The organism is Paenibacillus graminis (assembly GCF_000758705.1).
GTDB lineage: Bacteria > Bacillota > Bacilli > Paenibacillales > Paenibacillaceae > Paenibacillus_AQ > Paenibacillus_AQ graminis.
On the sequence record NZ_CP009287.1, the window covers coordinates 2,157,828 to 2,175,602 of the forward strand.

The 17,775-nt window shown below is 52.6% G+C and carries 9 protein-coding genes; 4 read left to right on the forward strand and 5 right to left on the reverse strand.

Going from position 1 to position 17,775, the window contains the following annotated elements:
- Positions 1 to 4 precede the first annotated feature (4 nt).
- Positions 5 to 1,636, reverse strand: a complete 1,632-nt coding sequence (locus tag PGRAT_RS08805; protein WP_025703383.1) for an MDR family MFS transporter — start codon at positions 1,634 to 1,636, stop codon at positions 5 to 7.
- Between the two features lie 216 nt (positions 1,637 to 1,852).
- Here PGRAT_RS08805 and PGRAT_RS08810 point away from each other — a divergent pair, with 216 nt between their 5' ends.
- Positions 1,853 to 2,371, forward strand: a complete 519-nt coding sequence (locus tag PGRAT_RS08810) for a MarR family winged helix-turn-helix transcriptional regulator (protein ID WP_025703382.1) — start codon at positions 1,853 to 1,855, stop codon at positions 2,369 to 2,371.
- Positions 2,372 to 3,144: 773 nt separating this feature from the next.
- The gene (locus PGRAT_RS08815; RefSeq protein ID WP_162165056.1) at positions 3,145 to 3,612 is read left to right on the forward strand and encodes a GNAT family N-acetyltransferase; all 468 of its coding nucleotides are present in this window, start codon (positions 3,145 to 3,147) and stop codon (positions 3,610 to 3,612) included.
- A gap of 282 nt (positions 3,613 to 3,894) precedes the next feature.
- Here the strand turns inward: PGRAT_RS08815 and PGRAT_RS08825 are convergent, their stop codons facing one another.
- The gene (locus PGRAT_RS08825; protein WP_042266413.1) at positions 3,895 to 5,394 is read right to left on the reverse strand and encodes an amidase; all 1,500 of its coding nucleotides are present in this window, start codon (positions 5,392 to 5,394) and stop codon (positions 3,895 to 3,897) included.
- A 288-nt stretch (positions 5,395 to 5,682) separates the two neighbouring features.
- The gene (locus PGRAT_RS08830; protein ID WP_042266414.1) at positions 5,683 to 7,293 is read right to left on the reverse strand and encodes a cellulose binding domain-containing protein; all 1,611 of its coding nucleotides are present in this window, start codon (positions 7,291 to 7,293) and stop codon (positions 5,683 to 5,685) included.
- A 723-nt stretch (positions 7,294 to 8,016) separates the two neighbouring features.
- On the opposite strand from PGRAT_RS08830, the gene tyrS reads away from it, so the two are divergent.
- Positions 8,017 to 9,276, forward strand: coding sequence for a tyrosine--tRNA ligase (gene tyrS, locus PGRAT_RS08835; RefSeq protein ID WP_025708024.1), 1,260 nt, complete (start codon positions 8,017 to 8,019; stop codon positions 9,274 to 9,276).
- Between the two features lie 450 nt (positions 9,277 to 9,726).
- Here tyrS and PGRAT_RS08840 read toward each other — a convergent pair whose 3' ends face one another.
- Both PGRAT_RS08840 and PGRAT_RS08845 read right to left on the reverse strand, forming a co-directional pair.
- Positions 9,727 to 10,308 carry an LOG family protein gene (locus PGRAT_RS08840; RefSeq protein WP_025708025.1) on the reverse strand — a complete coding sequence of 194 codons (582 nt, stop codon included), beginning with the start codon at positions 10,306 to 10,308 and terminating at the stop codon, positions 9,727 to 9,729.
- A 201-nt stretch (positions 10,309 to 10,509) separates the two neighbouring features.
- Positions 10,510 to 11,376, reverse strand: a complete 867-nt coding sequence (locus PGRAT_RS08845) for a hypothetical protein (RefSeq protein WP_025708026.1) — start codon at positions 11,374 to 11,376, stop codon at positions 10,510 to 10,512.
- A 243-nt stretch (positions 11,377 to 11,619) separates the two neighbouring features.
- On the opposite strand from PGRAT_RS08845, the gene PGRAT_RS08850 reads away from it, so the two are divergent.
- Positions 11,620 to 17,772 carry a non-ribosomal peptide synthetase gene (locus PGRAT_RS08850; RefSeq protein ID WP_025708027.1) on the forward strand — a complete coding sequence of 2,051 codons (6,153 nt, stop codon included), beginning with the start codon at positions 11,620 to 11,622 and terminating at the stop codon, positions 17,770 to 17,772.
- The last annotated feature ends 3 nt before the right edge of the window (positions 17,773 to 17,775 follow it).

The following is a 17,775-nucleotide window of genomic DNA, read 5'->3' on the forward strand; positions in this document are numbered from 1 at the left end:
TTGCTTATTGCACAGCAGGCGCCTGTTCCTTCAGCTTGCTGTCTGCCGCTTTTTCCCCGGCTTTGATCTCTGTTCTCGCTTCGCCCGACCGCAGCGGAATCTCTTTGAGGAATACTACCAGAAGTGCCGCAATAACCAGAAGCGCTGTACCGCTAAGGAATACAACTGTCAAGGAATCGCTCAGAGCGGACCGCAGCATCTCAATCAGCTGGTTGAACAGAGGCTGGATCTGTTCAGGCAGTGTAGCATGCAGCTCCTTCAGCTTGGGCTGATCCAGCAGCATTTGCGGATTCATAAATGCCGACAGCTGCCGGGCGGATTCCGCATCAAGTTTGGACATATCGGGACCCTGTCCGGAGCTGACCGCGTTCTCCAGCTTATGCGACAAGGTTGTGTTCATGACCGTGCCCATAATAGTAATGCCGATCGTGCCGCCCAGGTTGCGGAACAGCGTGGAGGTTGCAGTAGCGACACCCAGCATGGCTGGTGCAACTGCATTTTGCACGGTCAATGTAAATACCGGCATGGCAAGCCCCAGACCAATCCCGAAGATGATCATGCTGGCCACGGCCATTGCAATACTGTTCATAAAGGCCATGATAAGCATCGCCGCGACCATAAACGGCATGCCGATCAGGGCATAACGCTTGTATTTTCCCGATTTGGAAATCCAGCGGCCGACCAGTGTGCTCAGCACAATCATCATCAGGGACATCGGCATATTGATGAAGCCGGAATTGGTAGGCGATACACCTTCCACGCCCTGCACGAAAAACGGCAGATAGATCATAGCGCCCATCATGCCGGCGTTCATCAGGAAGCCGATAATCATCGACAGGGAAATAATCGAATTTTTGAACAGCGAGAGCGGCAGCACCGGGCTTTTGGCTTTTCGCTCAACCAGAATAAGAATGACCGCGAAGACCACCGCTGCTGCGAACAGGCTGAGAATTTGCGGCGACCCCCAGTCATATTGTGTGCCTGCCCAGGAGAATCCGAGCAGCAGGGCCACAATGCTCAGCGAGAGGAAGACCGATCCCAGATAGTCGATAGACTCGGAAGCGGCGCGTGTTGTTTTGGGAAACATTCTCCAGATCATAACAAAGGCCACGATGCCCAGCGGCAGGAAGATCCAGAAGATCCATTTCCAGGCCATATGGTCAATCATGAAGCCCCCGAGGGTAGGCCCGATGACGCTGGAGAATCCGAACATTGCCATCATAATTCCCGTCCACTTGGCTCTTTCCCTTGGAGCAAACAAATCCCCTACGGCAGTTACAGTCGCGGACATCAGAATCCCGCCGCCGATCCCCTGAATTCCGCGGTAAGTGATCATTTGAAAGATGTCGGCCGACAGTCCCGACAGGAAAGCCCCGATTACGAAAATAATAATCCCGGCAAGCAGGAACGGTTTTCGTCCATAAATGTCGGACAGCTTGCCGACAAGCACGGTGGCGATCGTGGAGGTGAGCATGTAGATGGTGATGACCCAGGTGTAATGCTCAATTCCTCCGAGCATCGCAATAATGCGCGGCATCGCGGTGCCCACAATCGTCTGATTGATTGCCGCGAAAAACATGGCTGCCATTAATGCGATCATGATGGTAACTTTTTTCTTTTGCGTGAGATGCTCCACAATGATTCCTCTCCTTAATTCTAATTAGGTAGCCAAACTATCTTTTATTCTTTTATGTATCATACATAAAATAAAAGCATAGTACAACTAAATATTTTATTAAATTTAATGAATTCCGGGCGGGTTTTTCTTGATTTTTATAAAATAGGTAGGTAATCTAAATAAAATGAGGTTGTTTTCCGTCCTCTGCTCCCAACCATTAACCGGAGGTGCCCTATGGATACCCAGGACAGTCAAGAGAGAAAGCTGCTCATTGCACTGGAAAATATAAAACGTCTGACTATGCGTCCCCAACTGTTTGCCTCCATTCCGCGTGCGGAATTTTTGACAATGTTCGTGATTAATGCCAGCATGCAAAAAGCGGAGCAGGAGAAGCAATCCTGCCCAGGGGTGATGATCTCCAAATTAAGCGAGCTGCTCCAGATCAGCAGGCCTACCGCTTCGCAAATGATCAGCAGCATGGAAGAGAAAGGATATACCCGGCGGGTGATGTCCACCTCGGACCGCAGAGTGATCTATATTTGTCTAACGGAGAAAGGCCAGGCCGTTCTGCAGATGAATTTGGCCCGTTATTCCGGTGTTCTAAATGAGATCATCGAGAAAGTGGGCCGGAAGGAAATCGATCAGCTGATTTTTCTGTGCGACCGGTTCCAGGAAGTGGTGAACGAAGTGAAGCCCCGGCTGCTCGATAATCTTCAGTCCGTTGAGGAGCAGCCTGTCGAAGAGCCGGTGTAGCTGTACAGTTGCTTTGATTTGCGAGAGCTTGAGGGAGATTGGTAGAGATTAGGTGGATTAGGTGGTGGGATTAGGTGAGCTTGGGTGAGCCTAAGTGAGCTTGGACGAGCTTAAGAAAGCTTGAGAGAAGTTCGGAACCCTGAGAGGGTTATATCCCCTCGGGGTTTTTGTATAGAAAGTGAAAGACCCCAGCCCCTCTAATCATTTATATCCTAAACCGTCCCGCCTTCATGGAAGTCATTGGTGCCGGCTTGGCAAGTAGGTAATTGGTAATCCTGTGGTGAGCATTTTTTCTTGATTTTTTGAAGAGGGCAGGGTGAGGACGCTGCGGAACATAGAGGGGGCGGCCGCTTTCAGTTTGTCGTCTTCTCTATACAGAAGATTGATTGAGACAAACGGCGGCGGGCAGAAATTTAATGGAGGGTAAGCACGTAGCCCCACTGAACGGTGAAACCCTTGATAGAGAGTTTCTGGGCTACGGAGTGAAATGAGAGGTATAAATACCTCTGAATTCGGGGTTTTTGGCTATCGCGGATTCAGCTGGTGCAGCTGATTTAAGTGTCCTTTTTTACAACTAAGGACAATCAATTGAAAGAGCTGTTGGTCTGCAGCAGCAATCCCTCAGGCTGTGGCAGTCCAGCCCCCGGGGTCTTCCCACAATGTAACCGGGCGGGGTGCCTGCATCCTGCACCTCCCAAAAGTCACAGTGAAAAGGCTGAACATCCCTTATCATAGGAGAAACCCAATTAGCATGGGAAGGGATGGATGAAACTATGCTGACAATAGGCTCAGCCGGAATAGAGGATTTGGAAGCCATGAGCGCGCTGCTTAGCGAGCTGTTCGCCCTGGAAGCGGATTTTGCCGGTGCCTGCGATATGGATAAGCAGAAGGCCGGGCTGGAGCTGATTCTGAACCATCCGGACCGGGGCGTACTGCTGCTGCTGAAGAGAGATGGAAAAGTAGTGGGGATGGTGAACCTGGCTTTTGGCTTCAGCACCTTTGAAGGCGGGCCGGTCATCATGCTGGAGGATTTTATTGTATCTGCGGCTGAGCGCGGAAGAGGGAGCGGACGGTTTTTTATGGAACGGATTGTGGAGTATGCGAAGGCGAACGGTTTTTTGCGGATCACGCTGCTTGCTGACGCCGGTAACACACGGGCGCTGCATTTTTACGAGGCTGCGGGTTACAGGTACTCCAAGATGAAATGCCTGCGGCTGGGACTAAATGAGTCTTCCGGGTAAAGGGGCGGCTGCCCGTCAGTGAAGTAATGGAGGGGATAAACGGCTGCACATTCAGCAACAGAACGTTCCCCCAGTCAGCCGGAGAAGAGAATCTGCCGCACATTCAGCAACAGATTGATCCCACATCAGCCGGAAAAAGTATCTGCTGCATTCTGTACAGTAGATTCCTGAGAAAAGGCCCTTTGGAGGCGAAATCACAGAAACCAATTGCACAAAATGCAGCAGATTGAGATTTACCGCAGAAATATATACTTTCTGCTGCAGAAAATGCATTCATGTGAGTTAAGGAAACAGCGGGTTCCCCTTCATCCCCACCCATAGCTCCGATTGTTCCAACTGGGCGGCCATCTGCAGCAGCAGATCCTCGCGGCCTTTGGAGGCTATCACTTGAACCCCGATCGGCAGGCCTGCCGGTGTAAGGTGCAGAGGGACGCTCATTGCGGGCTGACCCGTCAGATTGGCGAGCTGGGTAAAAGGTGTATATGTCAGACTAGGCTCGAACATCTCGTAGATCATCCGCCGCTGTGCTTCCTTCGGCAGCTCACTTACATGCAGCAAAGCCTCAATCTCCTCCTGCTGATGGGTAAGCTCACCGATTTCAGGCGCAGAATCCGCATTGGCAGGTGTGATGTACAGGTCATAGCGGCTTAGCAGGCCCGCCATCTGGGCAGCAGCCACATCCCATTCGTTCAGGCTGTGCACGAACTCGGCGGCCGAGACTTTTTTACCGGCTTCGCCAAGCACCCAGGTCACGATGTCCACTTCATGAGCCGCAATGCTGCGTCCCATATCATTTTCCAGAGACAGGAACATCGCTGCTACCTCTCCGGCGTTCATCGTATAGTAGTTCTCCATCAGCCACACGCCATTTACCGGACTCAGCTTTTCTTCAACCTCATGGCCTTCGGCCTGCAGCCATTTTACGGTTTTTAGCACCGCCGCCGCGGCCTCCCCGGAGACCGGCGTTCCGACAGGGGAGGCGGTTGTATAAGCAACCCGCAGCTTGCGCTGCAGGGGCTTCATAAGGTCGTCCCGGAAGACGCCCGGATACAGCGGCGTCTGAAACGCGGCCTCCGGCTGCAGGGTCTGCAGCAGGTCAAGCATGGCCGCACTGTCGCGCACGGAGCGCGTCAGCGCAAAGTCAATCGAGGCCCCCTGCCACTGGCGGCCGACTCCCGGCCCTACCGGCGTGCGCCCGCGCGTCGGCTTCAGCCCGAACAGGCCGGTGAAGGAGGCCGGGATGCGGATCGAACCGCCGCCGTCGCTGGCACCCGCCGCCGGTACGATACCGGAGGCTACCGCTGCGGCGGCCCCGCCGCTGGAGCCTCCGGGCGAGCGGTCCGTATTCCATGGATTCCGGGCAGGCCCGTGCAGGAGCGGCTCGGTGATGTTTTTTAGCCCGAACTCGGGGGTATTCGTGTGCCCCAGAGGAATAAAGCCCCCGGCTCTGATGCGGGCGACATAATTGGAATCCCGCTTGGCGATATTGTCCTTCAGCAGCAGGGCGCCTGAGGTCAGCGGTTCGCCGCCGATCGCCTGGGAGATATCCTTCAGCAGAAACGGGACGCCGGCAAACGGCCGGGACGGATCATCCGGCGGCATCGCATCGGCTTCCTTCAGAGCCGCTTCACGGCGGGTGCGGACAACGGCGTTCAGGAGCGGATTCACCTCGTCCAGTCTGGCGAATGCGGCCTCTACAAGCTCGCGCGGCGAGACTTCGCGGGCCCGGACCAGCGCGGCAAGTCCCAGCGCATCATAAGTGGAATAAGCAGATAATGTCATGATGATAACCTCTTTTCTGCAGGGACGCTTAAGCACGGGTCCGCTGATCTTATAGTATTGGAGAAAGTGTCTTGTATGTACCGTAATCTGGTGGATAAGCAATGATGCTTCTTGCATTATACACCAGACGGTCTTGTTTTGAAGAATCGGAGGCGGACTCTTGTTCCGGCGGAAGTCAGCAGAGCTGCAAAAAGGGAAGCACCGCAAACCGCAAGCGGCTGCCGGTACTCCCCTTTTTTCACGCTTGTGGGGGGATTTTACACAGACTCAGATTGTATACGCACGTGCTTAGGGCTGTACACCCGAAACCAGAGTGCCGTTTTGGTACAGTGTAACATGGTCCCAGAGGCTGTAGGCTGTTTTGGCCGCATCGAAGGAGTAGTCGTTGTTTTCGTTAAAATTACTCCAGTCGCTCTTGAACAAACGCAGCTGAATATCCCCGGTCTGTTCTCCGGCATGGAGACTTCCCGCCTCGGGGGTAAAGCCGACTTCCACGTAGGAATCCGCAGACGCCGCATTGGCCGTTCCAAAGGCAAGTGTAATATGGGCTGCACCCAGCTGTGCCCAATCTATTGCGCCGTTTAACGCCTGTGTTCCGTCTTTGGTGAAATAGTAACGGATCTTCAGCCCGCTTAGACTGACGGCGGAGCTGCTGTTGTTTGTGATATTGAAATGGGGTTTGATCTGGTTGTCGTTCACATTTGTATCCTCCGCCCGGTAGTACAGTGCAAGCGCTCCGGGTGCAGCTGTTGGAGTCGCGGAGGGCGTAACGGTCGCAGTAGGTGTTGGTGTAGCAGTAGGTGTCGGTGTAGCAGTAGGTGTAGCTGTAGCCGTTGACGAAGGTGTAGGTGTAGGTGTTGTCCCGTTGTCGGGTACAGGCACATAACCAGGGGTGGTATAGATTGTGTTGAGCACGGAAGTTGCCTTAGTGCCATAGGGGCCGTTCACAACGGATTTACCCCAATCCGACAGGCTGCCGGCAGGACCGCTGGCCATATCAAGATATTCAACTCCGCCGCCGTTTCCGTACCAGGACCACGCCAGCCAGCCGACCCCTTTTTCCTGCGAATAGCTCATAATGGCTGCTTCATCGACGTCTCCGCCCGAATGCTTCCAGCCGAACTCTCCGATGATGACCGGCACGCCAATAGCCAGAGCACTGTCGATATTGCTTTTTACCGTGGCGGCTGACCCGCCGGAATATTCGTACATATGAATGGAGAAGATCGTATTCGCAAGGGGATCAGAATTGAACACGGCATTCCCGCTTGTGAAAATAGAGGACGGGTACTGCCCCCAGCCGGCAGCATCAACGACCAGAGTGTTCTTGATGCCGGCAGCACGGAGGGCCGGAATGGCGGACTGATAGCCGCTGGCCCAGGCCGGCGTGCTCCAGGAGCCGAACCATTCGTTGGCGATATTGACGATGACCCGGTCTTCCCTGCCGATGAGGGCATCCTTGATGCTGATCCAATAATTGACGGCTGCGTTCAGCGCGGAAGCGTTGTCCGAACCCGTCGCGTCATGCACCTCAAGCATGGCGGTCAGCTTGTACTGGTCGCAGAGTGCGAGGATGTTCTGCACATCGGACAAGCTGTCGAGGGACCACTGGCCCCCATTCGAGAGTACAATACGGACCGTATTTGCGCCGGTAGCCGCGATCGCGGGAATGGCTGCAGCCAGGTCATTTTTATACCAGGTGTGCGCATGATTTACGCCCCGCATGACAAAAGGGCTGCCAGTGGCATCGATTAATTTGGTACCGCTTACATGAAAACCCTTAACTGAAGTTCCTGCTGCTGCCGCCTGCTTCTGTGGGATCGAGAGGGAGAGGATGAGGATAAACGTTAGGGCCAAAATACCAAGAATCCGGAATGAAAAATGCTTGCTCGCTTGCATGGATAGTTCCTCCTTTAACGGATTTGGATTTGCTATCTATATCTGCATACTCCCAGAAGTGTGTGCGGTACGCGGCCAGACCACCTCCAATACCCATATATATCCAATATAACATATGAATATTTGTTTTGGAATCACTATAAAAAAATAATAACAAAATAAAAAAACATTCAAATTTAAAAAGGATTGTCATGTTACTCACAGCTTAAGAAAGAATAGAATATGCGGAACATTGACAACAAATTTCGAATTGACTATACTTTCAGTAATCATATAGCTGACATACGTTGAACGAGACAGTAGCAGCCTTTGTCCCTGTCACAGAAAGCCGGGGGGGATGGAACCCTGGCACACACATGGACTGCGAATTACACTCTGGAGTATCTTGGGTAATGCCAAGCGGAAATCAAGCGAACGATACCTCGCTTAAGAGTGGTGCGGACCCTGCCTGTCAGGCCGTTCGTACAATCTGGGTGGTAACACGGTTAATTATAGTCGTCCCTGTGTCTGAATAGACAAGGGGCGATTTTTTGTGCGGAAATATAAGGAGCGCTGTGTTTCATACCATTCGCGGCCCTTATATTTCTTGCTGAAACAGAATGCGTCCCTCTAGGACGGATGAACCGTTTCTACCCGCTTGGGTCTACCGGACAAGGTTGCAGTGCTGCTTGGTTCAACGTACAGCAGATGGATACGAAATATTGACAAAGGGGCTGGATTGGCTTGAACATTATTGATGAATTGGAATGGCGCGACGCGATTAACCAGCAGACGGATGCAGAAGGACTGCGGGAATTAACGAATACCAAGTCAGTTTCACTCTATTGCGGTGTTGACCCTACGGGCGACAGCATGCATATCGGCCATCTCATCCCCTTTATGGTGCTGAAACGCTTCCAGCTTGCCGGACACCGTCCGGTGATCCTGATCGGCGGAGCTACAGGAACGATCGGCGATCCGAGCGGACGGCAGAGTGAGCGCTCCCTCCAGACGCTGGAGCAGGTGCAAGCCAATGTGGATGCGCTGACAGCGCAGATGAAGAAGCTGTTTGTGACCGAAAGCGACAATCAGGTGCGTATGGTCAACAACTATGACTGGACCCACAAGATGAACGTCATCGAATTCCTGAGAGATTATGGCAAAAACTTCAGCATCAACACCATGCTTGCCAAGGATGTTGTCTCCAGCCGCCTGGACAGCGGAATTTCGTTCACGGAATTCTCCTACCAGATTCTGCAGTCTCTGGACTACCTGCACCTGTACCAGCATGAGGATGTGCAGCTGCAGGTCGGCGGTTCTGACCAATGGGGCAATATCACAAGCGGCCTGGACCTGATCCGTAAAAAAGAAGGGGCCGACGCCAAAGTATTCGGCCTGACCATTCCGCTGATGCTTAAATCGGACGGTACGAAGTTTGGCAAAAGCGCAGGCGGTGCGATCTGGCTTGATCCGAAAAAAACGACACCATACGAGTTCTACCAGTTCTGGGCCAACAGCGACGACCGCGATGTGGTGAAATACCTCAAATACTTCACCTTCCTGACCCGGGAGGAGATCGAAGCGCTGGCGGAAAAGGTGCAAACCGAGCCGCATAAGCGTGAAGCGCAGAAGGCGCTGGCCGAAGAAATGACCCGCTTCGTTCATGGCGAGGAGCTGCTGGAACAGGCGAAGCGTATTACTGCAGCCCTGTTCAGCGGAGACATCCGCTCCCTCACTGCGGAAGAAATCGAGGAAGGCTTCAAGGAAATGCCGACCTACACATCCGGCAAGGAATCGAAGAATATCGTGGATTGGCTGGTCGATCTGGGCATTGAGCCGTCCAAACGCCAAGCGCGTGAAGATATCACCAAGGGGGCGATTTCACTCAATGGGGAGCGCGTCACTGAACTCGGAGTGGAAGTGACGGCTGAAGACGCCATCGGCGGGCGCTTCATTATCATCCGCAAGGGCAAGAAGAATTACAGCCTGGTCAAGCTGGCCTAAGGCACAATATAAGCAGCAGACATAGGGCTGTCCCGTCCGCAGAGTTTTTTCTGCAGGGTGAGGACAGCCCTTTATATTTCTTGCTGAAACGCCACTGACCCTAAATAGATGCCGAAGCCGTTCCTGTTTGTAAGCGGAAATTATACAATGCACAAAGGGTGGATTGCGTTGCTTGGCAGGAAGGAACGGGGAACGCAGAATCTGGACAGGCGCGGAAAGCTTCAAGGAGTGAAGTGGAATTAGGGAACTTAAATGGACGGAAAAGCGTTCCTGCATAGGTGATAGTTGGAATTAGTAGACTTAATCTTAGCAATTTCACCTGAAAGGGGGTGAATAGGCGGGATTAAGTCTACTTTTTCCCACAAACGCGTCCGGGAGAGCGGACTGGGAAGACTTAAGTTCACTTTTTCCACTTGAACGAACTATAAGAACTTATGTGTTCTGCACTAATCAGGTACGCTCATCCGTGAGGTACGTCTTCACCGGCGGCGGGGAATAGTTCAGGAATTGCCGGACCATGCCCTCGGGAGAGACATCGGTAAGGACCATTGACCGGTGTATGTCCGTCATGAACTGTTCCCGGGCCATTTGGTCAAACAGGGCAATCAGCGGATCGTAATAATGATGTACATTCAAAATGCCGCAAGGCTTCCGGTGCAGTCCCAATTGCGCCCACGTAAAAATCTCAAAGTACTCCTCCATCGTCCCCGGGCCGCCCGGTAAAGCGATAAAGCCTTCAGCCAGCTCCGACATTTTTAGTTTGCGTTCATGCATCGAATCCACCAGGATCAGTTCCGTGAGATGCTTGTGTTCGATTTCCCGGCTTTTGAGAAAATGGGGGATAACCCCGACCACGTCCCCTCCGGCTTCCAAAGCGGCGTCCGCCACCTCACCCATGAGGCCGACGGTTGCCCCGCCGTAGATCAGGGTGATGCCGTGTTCTGCCAGCACTTTTCCCAGCGCATGGGCGCTTTCCTTATAGACGGGTGAAGCTCCATCACGTGACCCGCAAAAAACAGCAATGCTTTTCATAGGTGAATAACTCTCCTTTGCTTGAGTAAGATCAACTCACCGGAAGCCGTCTCCAGGAGTACACTTCTTACGGTAGCATATTGATGAGCTGATTGCACTTCCTCTGGCTCAAGAATTAGAGGTGAAAAAGGGGAGGGATACGGGTAAACGGGCCAGTAAAGTAATGATTGTACTTTTATCTGCTGTTGTGAGCGGCCGTTGCTAACCCTGCGGCTGCAGTGCCTTAACGTTGATTTGCTTCCACAGTTTATCCAGACCTTCCGCTATCGGGGTTATGACGCTGCTGCTTTTAAGGTAACCATTGTGGCATAAAGGGGTCCAGCTTTTGATGAGCGTTCCAACATTGACGTCCCGGTCTTCAGTCACAACCTTATCATATGCAGGGTGAATACTCTTAAGCGGATAGGCCAGCACATCATCTTTATCGTAAAAGTTAATCCATTCGCCTGGAACCTGCGGATGCTGAGCGGAGAACCCTTTGCTGGGAACCTGGATCGGCTTGTCTAACTGTGGGAAGCGCAAGCCCCACAATGGCAATGTGGTTCCACAGGAATAGAACAGCGACAGGGTATCCCCCCGTTCCAGTGCAGAATCCGGATTCAGGACTGGAGGCTTCCGGTGGCCATACTGCAAATCGTAAAAGAAATTGCTTGCAATCACAGTCCCCAGACTATGTGAAATGACACAAAGCGGTGCATCCGGTCCGGCTTCAGCGCTTAGTATGTTTAATTGCGTGCTTATCGTTTTATGAATGGCCTCATAATTATCGTCCCCGCCATCCAGGGGCTGGTAGGCCACGGCATCCGCCAGGTAGTGAATCATGAACTCTCTAAGTTCTCTATAGCGCAGATTGTAAGGAGGTCCCACCAGTGTCTTCATTAATTTTTCTTCCCGGTTAGCAAAGACAGAAGCCCAATATACCGGCTTAATCACGATTCGCTGCCCGGGCTTTTTTTCTCCGCTTACCGCCGAGAAGGTCCTGTGCATTTCCTCGATAAATGTATCTGCAAAATCCTCATGCTGTTTGCCTAAACCGTGAATCACAATCATAGCCAGCTTCTGTGGCATGTCAATCCCCGCTTTCTTCTGATTTGCTATTAATACAAGAGCCAACAGGAAGTGTCGGCTCCTTTTAGTTTGTCTTAACGGAATTGAAAACATCCATTTCGTAAAATAGATGTTAAATTTTATAAAATAAGAGAATTTAGGTAAAACATCATTGACACAAAATCCCATTGCAAGGTAAAAATCTTATATAAGATTATTTGTAACAAAAATATTGATGTGAGGGGGAGTGGCTTAGTGGGTGAAATGTTTGTTCGTTCATCAAGTGTCTCAAGCGGCACTAGCCAAGCGGTCTATCATCTGGTTTCAAATGTAACGGGTCATAGGATCGGAGATTTGAATCCGGATATGTATCTGGAAGATGATTTGGGGCTTGATTCCATCAAAATGATTACTTTAATGAATGAATTAATCGGACTGGTCCCGGCAGAGCAAATGGATGATTTTACGGCCGCATACCCGGTGACTGCCTTGCTGGGTCTGCAAACCGTCGGGGAGCTTGTGCAGATTTTTGATGAATGGGAACATGCCCGGCGGGAAGGGACAGAGGTACAGGCTGCGGTGAGTACTGCGCTTCAAGCGCACGAGGATACCCGGTCGGAGGTTGCTGCAGTCCAGGTTCATTCCGCTGTGCCAAATTTGCGCGAACAGCTGGAAATAGAGGTTGGCAGGTTGATCTCCAGCATTACCGGACATAAGTCTGAAGATTTGCATTCGGATATGGAGCTAGAGAGGGATTTGGGCCTGGATTCTATTAAAATGATTTCATTAATGAGCGGGATGGTTTCATTGCTCCCTGCCGGTTCATCCGATGGACACAGCGAAAGCAGTATAATGACTTCGCTCCTGTCTTTGAATACGGTTGGAGATATCGTGGAAATGCTGGCCGTCCGCGGAGAGGGGAGCAGCGGTACCCGGACAGCTGCCGGTGACGAGAACACTATTGCAGTGGAGATTCCTGAAAATGAGCCTGAATTTCTTGAAATATTACATTCCCAATATTTGTTTCTGATCACCTATTTGTCGGTAGCCAACCTGACCATAACTTCAGGGGTGCGCCTGCGGGGGAGACTGGATGCCGACAGCCTGCGGAAGTCGTGGAGCGAGTTGATCCTCCGTCATCCTGTACTACGAGCCGTATTCATTACGGAGCCGGCGAACGCGAGCTTGAAGGGGTATCGTCTCCAATTGCTGAAGACTGCAGTGCCGCCTGAAATTCCTGTCCTGGATATCAGACATCTGGATGAACAAGCAAGGCGCCGGTGGATCTCGGAAAGGTTCGAAGCCTCGCTGAATGAGAAATTTGATATCACCCGCTGGCCGCTGCATTCTTTGTCAGTTATCCAAACGGCCGACCTGGAATACGAGCTGATTCTGGATATCAGCCATATGATCTCGGACGGTCTGGGCAACCAGCAGATTCTGAGAGAAATTATGGAGATTTACGGGGCGGAATCGCACAACAAAGCAGCCAAGCTGAGGCCCGCGCTGCCAGCTGTGGAATATAACCGCATTGTATCTGAAATCAATGCCTGGAATGCTCCGGGAGAGATGGAGGCGCTGGACCGGTACTTGCAGCAGCAGGGCCGTGGAGCCTACTTCTTTAACCCCTTCGGGGCAAGCCGCAAGGCAAATGCGGCAGGTGCTGCCGGAGCTGTGATTCATTCCCGCAAATACTGGATCGGCGAGGACACAACAGCACGGCTGATTGCCTCTACCAAGACCTGGCGGACCTCACTGTTCATTCTTCTGGTCAGCGCATATCTGAAGACGATCAAGCAGCAGGGGGAAGAACGGAATCGGATTATTCTGAATCTTCCGACAAGCGGCAGGCTGTATCCCCACACGGATGCTTCAGAAGTGCTAAGCGCCTTTGCCCAAAATCTTGCACTCAGCTTCACTTGCGAAGATGTAAATGAAGAATGGGAATCACTAATTAACAGAACACATGAAGAATTCACCAACAAATTATCCTCAGGCATAGACAGGGCGCAGACCTACAGAGCTGCGCAGTATGCTAAAGACACGATCCATCTGCAGAACGGCGTTATGCCGGAAGCGGTGGCCTCCATGATCCGCTCCACATTGAAATCTAACCTATATCTTTCATTCGTAGGCAATACATCCATACACACGCAATACGGGGATTACGAAGTTTATGATTATGAGGCTTTTACAGGAACCAACCCGGGAACGATTGACTGCCTGGCTGAATTGTTTCAGGGTCGGCTGATGATTACGGCCAACTATGACAGCACCTTTTTTGATGATGATTATATCGGGGAGCATATGGACAGGTTCATGGACAACCTCAGTCAGCTTGCCGGTATGGAACCTGTGGTCAAGCCGGTGCTTGCCGCAGCAGACAGTGAAGAGCCGAATAACGCGGAAATAAGAGAACGGCTGTACGGAATGGCCCAGGATATTTGCGGAACGGCGTTTGATGAGAATGCTCTGTTCAAGGATATGGAGGCAGAACTCGGGTTGGATTCCCTGCAGCGCATCCGGCTGATTACCAGGCTGGGCAAAGTATTCGGGCATGCCGACAAGGCGGCATTGCTGGAATGCAGGACCTTTAATGAAATTATTACCCATATTACACATGTAAATAATGCGGTTGAACTTGCAGGCCGGGACTCTGCTGCTGCAGAAATTCCCTATTTGCATATTTCCAGGCAGTGCAAGGCAACTCCCGATGCGGTTGCGATATTGGACGGCACCGGGGAGGTTACCTACCGCGAGCTGGACGAGCAGTCTAACCGGCTTGCGCATTATTTAATTTCACAAGGGGTGCGTTCCCAGAGCCTGGTCGGCATTCTAACGCTCCCGGGCCGTCTTATGCTGACGGGGATTTTGGGGATTTTGAAAGCGGGAGCGGCTTATGTGCCGCTTGATCCGATGTATCCGGCTGACCGGATCGAATATATTGCGGAGCATGCACAGCTCAGTGTCCTGCTCACAGAGCAGTCCCTGCAAAAGCAGGCAGATCCTATAGTACGGGAGAGCCCTTCCATCCGGAAAGTGGTCTATCTTGATGAAGGATATGAAGCCCACGGCGATTTTGAACAGACGGGAACGGAAGTATGGCAGAAATGCTCCGCCAGTGATCTGCGGGTAGACACCGCCCCCCATGATCTGATGGTTGTTCTGTATACATCGGGATCAACCGGGAAGCCCAAGGGGGTCATGCTGAATCACCGCGGCTATATGAACCGGCTGGAATGGCACCAGCAGACCTTCAATCTTCAGCTTGGCGAACGTGTAGCCCAGAAGACCTCCTGCTGCTTCGATATTTCCGTGTGGGAGCTGCTGTGGCCGCTGATGTACGGCGGAACGGTATGCCCCGTAAGACAGGAAATTGTCAAGAATCCCTGGAGCCTGGCCCGGTGGATGACGGACACCCGAATCAACGTCATGCATTTCGTGCCTTCCCTGTTCGGTGAATTTGTAAATTCATTGGAGGATGAGAACTATACATTTCCTGCGCTTCGCTGGCTGATTTTCAGTGGAGAGGGGCTGCCGCTGAGCCCGGTGCAGCAATGGATGGACCGCTATGGAAATAAGACGAAGCTGGCTAATCTGTATGGTCCTACCGAGGCTTCTATCGATGTTACTTACCACATCATTTCACAGCGGCCGGGTTCAGCAGGGGAGATGAGCATTCCCATCGGCAAGCCGATTCCCGGCGTGTATATCAAAAATCTGGATGAGCACATGCATGAAGTGCCCGTGGGTGAACTTGGCGAACTGTGGATCGGCGGCATTCAACTGGCCAAAGGCTATCTGTACAACCCGGAAAAAACCCGCGAAGCCTTCCATCCCAACCCGTTTCCGGAGATTCCGGGAGAATTTATCTACCGCACAGGTGATTTGACAGTTAGCAAGGCGGACGGAAGCTATGAGTACCATGGACGCATCGACAACCAGGTGAAGCTCCGCGGTTTCCGGGTCGAACTGGGCGAAATTGAAGCTGTGCTGGGCAGTCATGACCAGGTTGCTGAGGTGGCGGTGATTGTCACCCAGCCCGCGCCCGGACAACAGCTGCTGCTTGCCTGCCTGGCAGGCAAACAGGTGCCCGACCAGGAGATTAAAGACTTCGCCGTCCGCAAGCTTCCGTACTATATGATTCCCCACCGGCTGGAATGGCTGCCCAGACTGCCCAAGAATCCAAACGGCAAGCTGGACCGCAAGGCGCTGAGTGTTATGTTCAGCGGGACGGGGCAAGCGCCCCAAGCGTCCCAAGCATCTCAGGCGCCTCAAGCCTCGAAGCTCCTGGTTCCTCCGGCGGAGAATGAGCCGCTGGGCCTAGGGGATACGCTCCCGCTTGCTCCGGCGCAGAGCTGGCTGATGAATTATTTCGAAGATCCTTACTGCTGGGCGGGCTATACCCGCTTCCTATACAAGCAGCCGCTGGATTTACAGCAATTCAAGCAGGCTGCCATGATGCTGAACCGGCGCCATGACGCGCTGAGAAGCATTCTGGAGCGGAAGGATAACGGCTTTGAACAAAGGTTCCTGCAAGGAGAGCTGGGGACCAATGTGGATTTCTATGATGGAAGCCATATGGAGGAAGCCGAAAGAAATGAAGAAATTGGGGTGATTCTGACGGAAGCGGTTCATGGGTTCCGGGTGGACCAATGGCCGTTATGGCGGATTATTGTCATTCAGGTATCGGAAGCGGTCTATGATATTGCAGCAGTCGGGCATCACCTGATTTCAGATGTGGTCACGAATCAGCTGCTGCTGCAGGAAATCTGGCAGATTTACGCTTCACTGAGTCCGGGAGCCCGGCACATAAGCTTGCCCGATGCCAAGCCGTTTGCCGATTTTGTCCGCGCGGTCCAGGAGAAGAAAAGAATCCACGGGAAAGAGTACGCAGGCTACTGGTCCACACATTTCCCTCCTGAATCTGTGTGCAGGCTGCCGGCAGATTTCATCAAGGGACCCAATGACGAGCAGTCTGCTGCGACCCAGCGCTTCACTTTTGACCGGGAGCAGACCTCACTGCTTCTGACCAGAGCCAAGAAGCATTTCAACAGCAATGTATATCCGATTTTGCTGGCCCCTCTATATAAGGAGATGAGCGTTTTTTTCGGACAGCCGGAGGTGGTTGTGAGCCATCGGGTGCACGGAAGAGAATTGGGCAGCGGACAGAATTTCATGCAAACACCGGGCAACTTTGCTGTGAATTTTCCGCTGGGCATAAATGTGGAGAAGGACAGCCAATGGAGCACTCTGATCTCCAGCATCCGTAAAGGTCTCGAAAATGTGCCGCTTGGCGGAGTGAGCTATGATCTGGTATCCGAGAGTCTGCCGCGCTACATGTACCCGGATGTGAAGCTGACCCCAATCCGGGCGAACTATCTCGGCAACCGGGATGCCCCCCGCCTGCCGGGCCTGGAATTTTCCAGAGAAGGCATGGACCGCAGATTTTCACTGCCGGGTCAAAAACGGATATCGGTCATTGAATTCTTTTTCTCCATTGAAGAAGGGAAGCTGACCGTTGAGATCGAGTACTCCGCCAATCTTTATGCTGCTGCTACGATCCAGGGGCTGGCTGAGCAGTATATGGAGCAAGCACTTGAGCTTCTGGCGTCCATTCAGGATACCCCGGCACTGCCCCCGGCTCCCAGAGCAGGACTGCTGGCACATAAAGTAGCGGTCATAACGGGCGGCAGCAGAGGCATCGGACGGAGCATAGCCTTGTCCATGGCCGGTGAAGGGGCCGACATTGTGCTGGTATCCAGATCCGGACAGCAGCTTCAGGAGACTGCAGATGAAATCCGCCGGCTCGGGGTGAAGGTTATGTCCGTATCCGCCGATGTGAGTGACGCTCCAAGCGTCAATAAGGCGGTTGAACAGATTATTGAACGCTTCGGCCAGATCGATATTCTTGTCAACGGTGCCGGAATTACCGGCATGGCGGCGATGGCCGACATGAGTCCGGGGGTGTGGGAGTCGATCATTCAGGTGAATCTGCTTGGAACCTATCATTTCTGCTACGCGGTGATCCCTTATCTGATCAGGCAAAATCAGGGCAAAATCATCAACATCGGCTCGGATTCCTCATTTATCGGCTATCCGATGATGAGCGCCTATGCGGCATCCAAGCACGGGGTGCTTGGACTGACCCGTGCACTGTCAGAAGAGCTGAAGAACAGCAACATTCAGGTGAATGCTGTGTGCCCGGCGCTCGTGGACACCGGCATGGCACCGGCGGCTTTCAAGGGGCGGGCGATTCCTCCGTCCGGGGTTGCGGACTCGGTGGTGTTCCTGGCCTCTCCGCGTGCGGATTATATTACCGGCGAGGCTGTACAGATCAACGGCAAACAAGATATGCACTGGTTCGGGGCACAGCAGATGCAGCTGCTTCAGGCCGTTCAGCGCAGACAGCCGTAATGG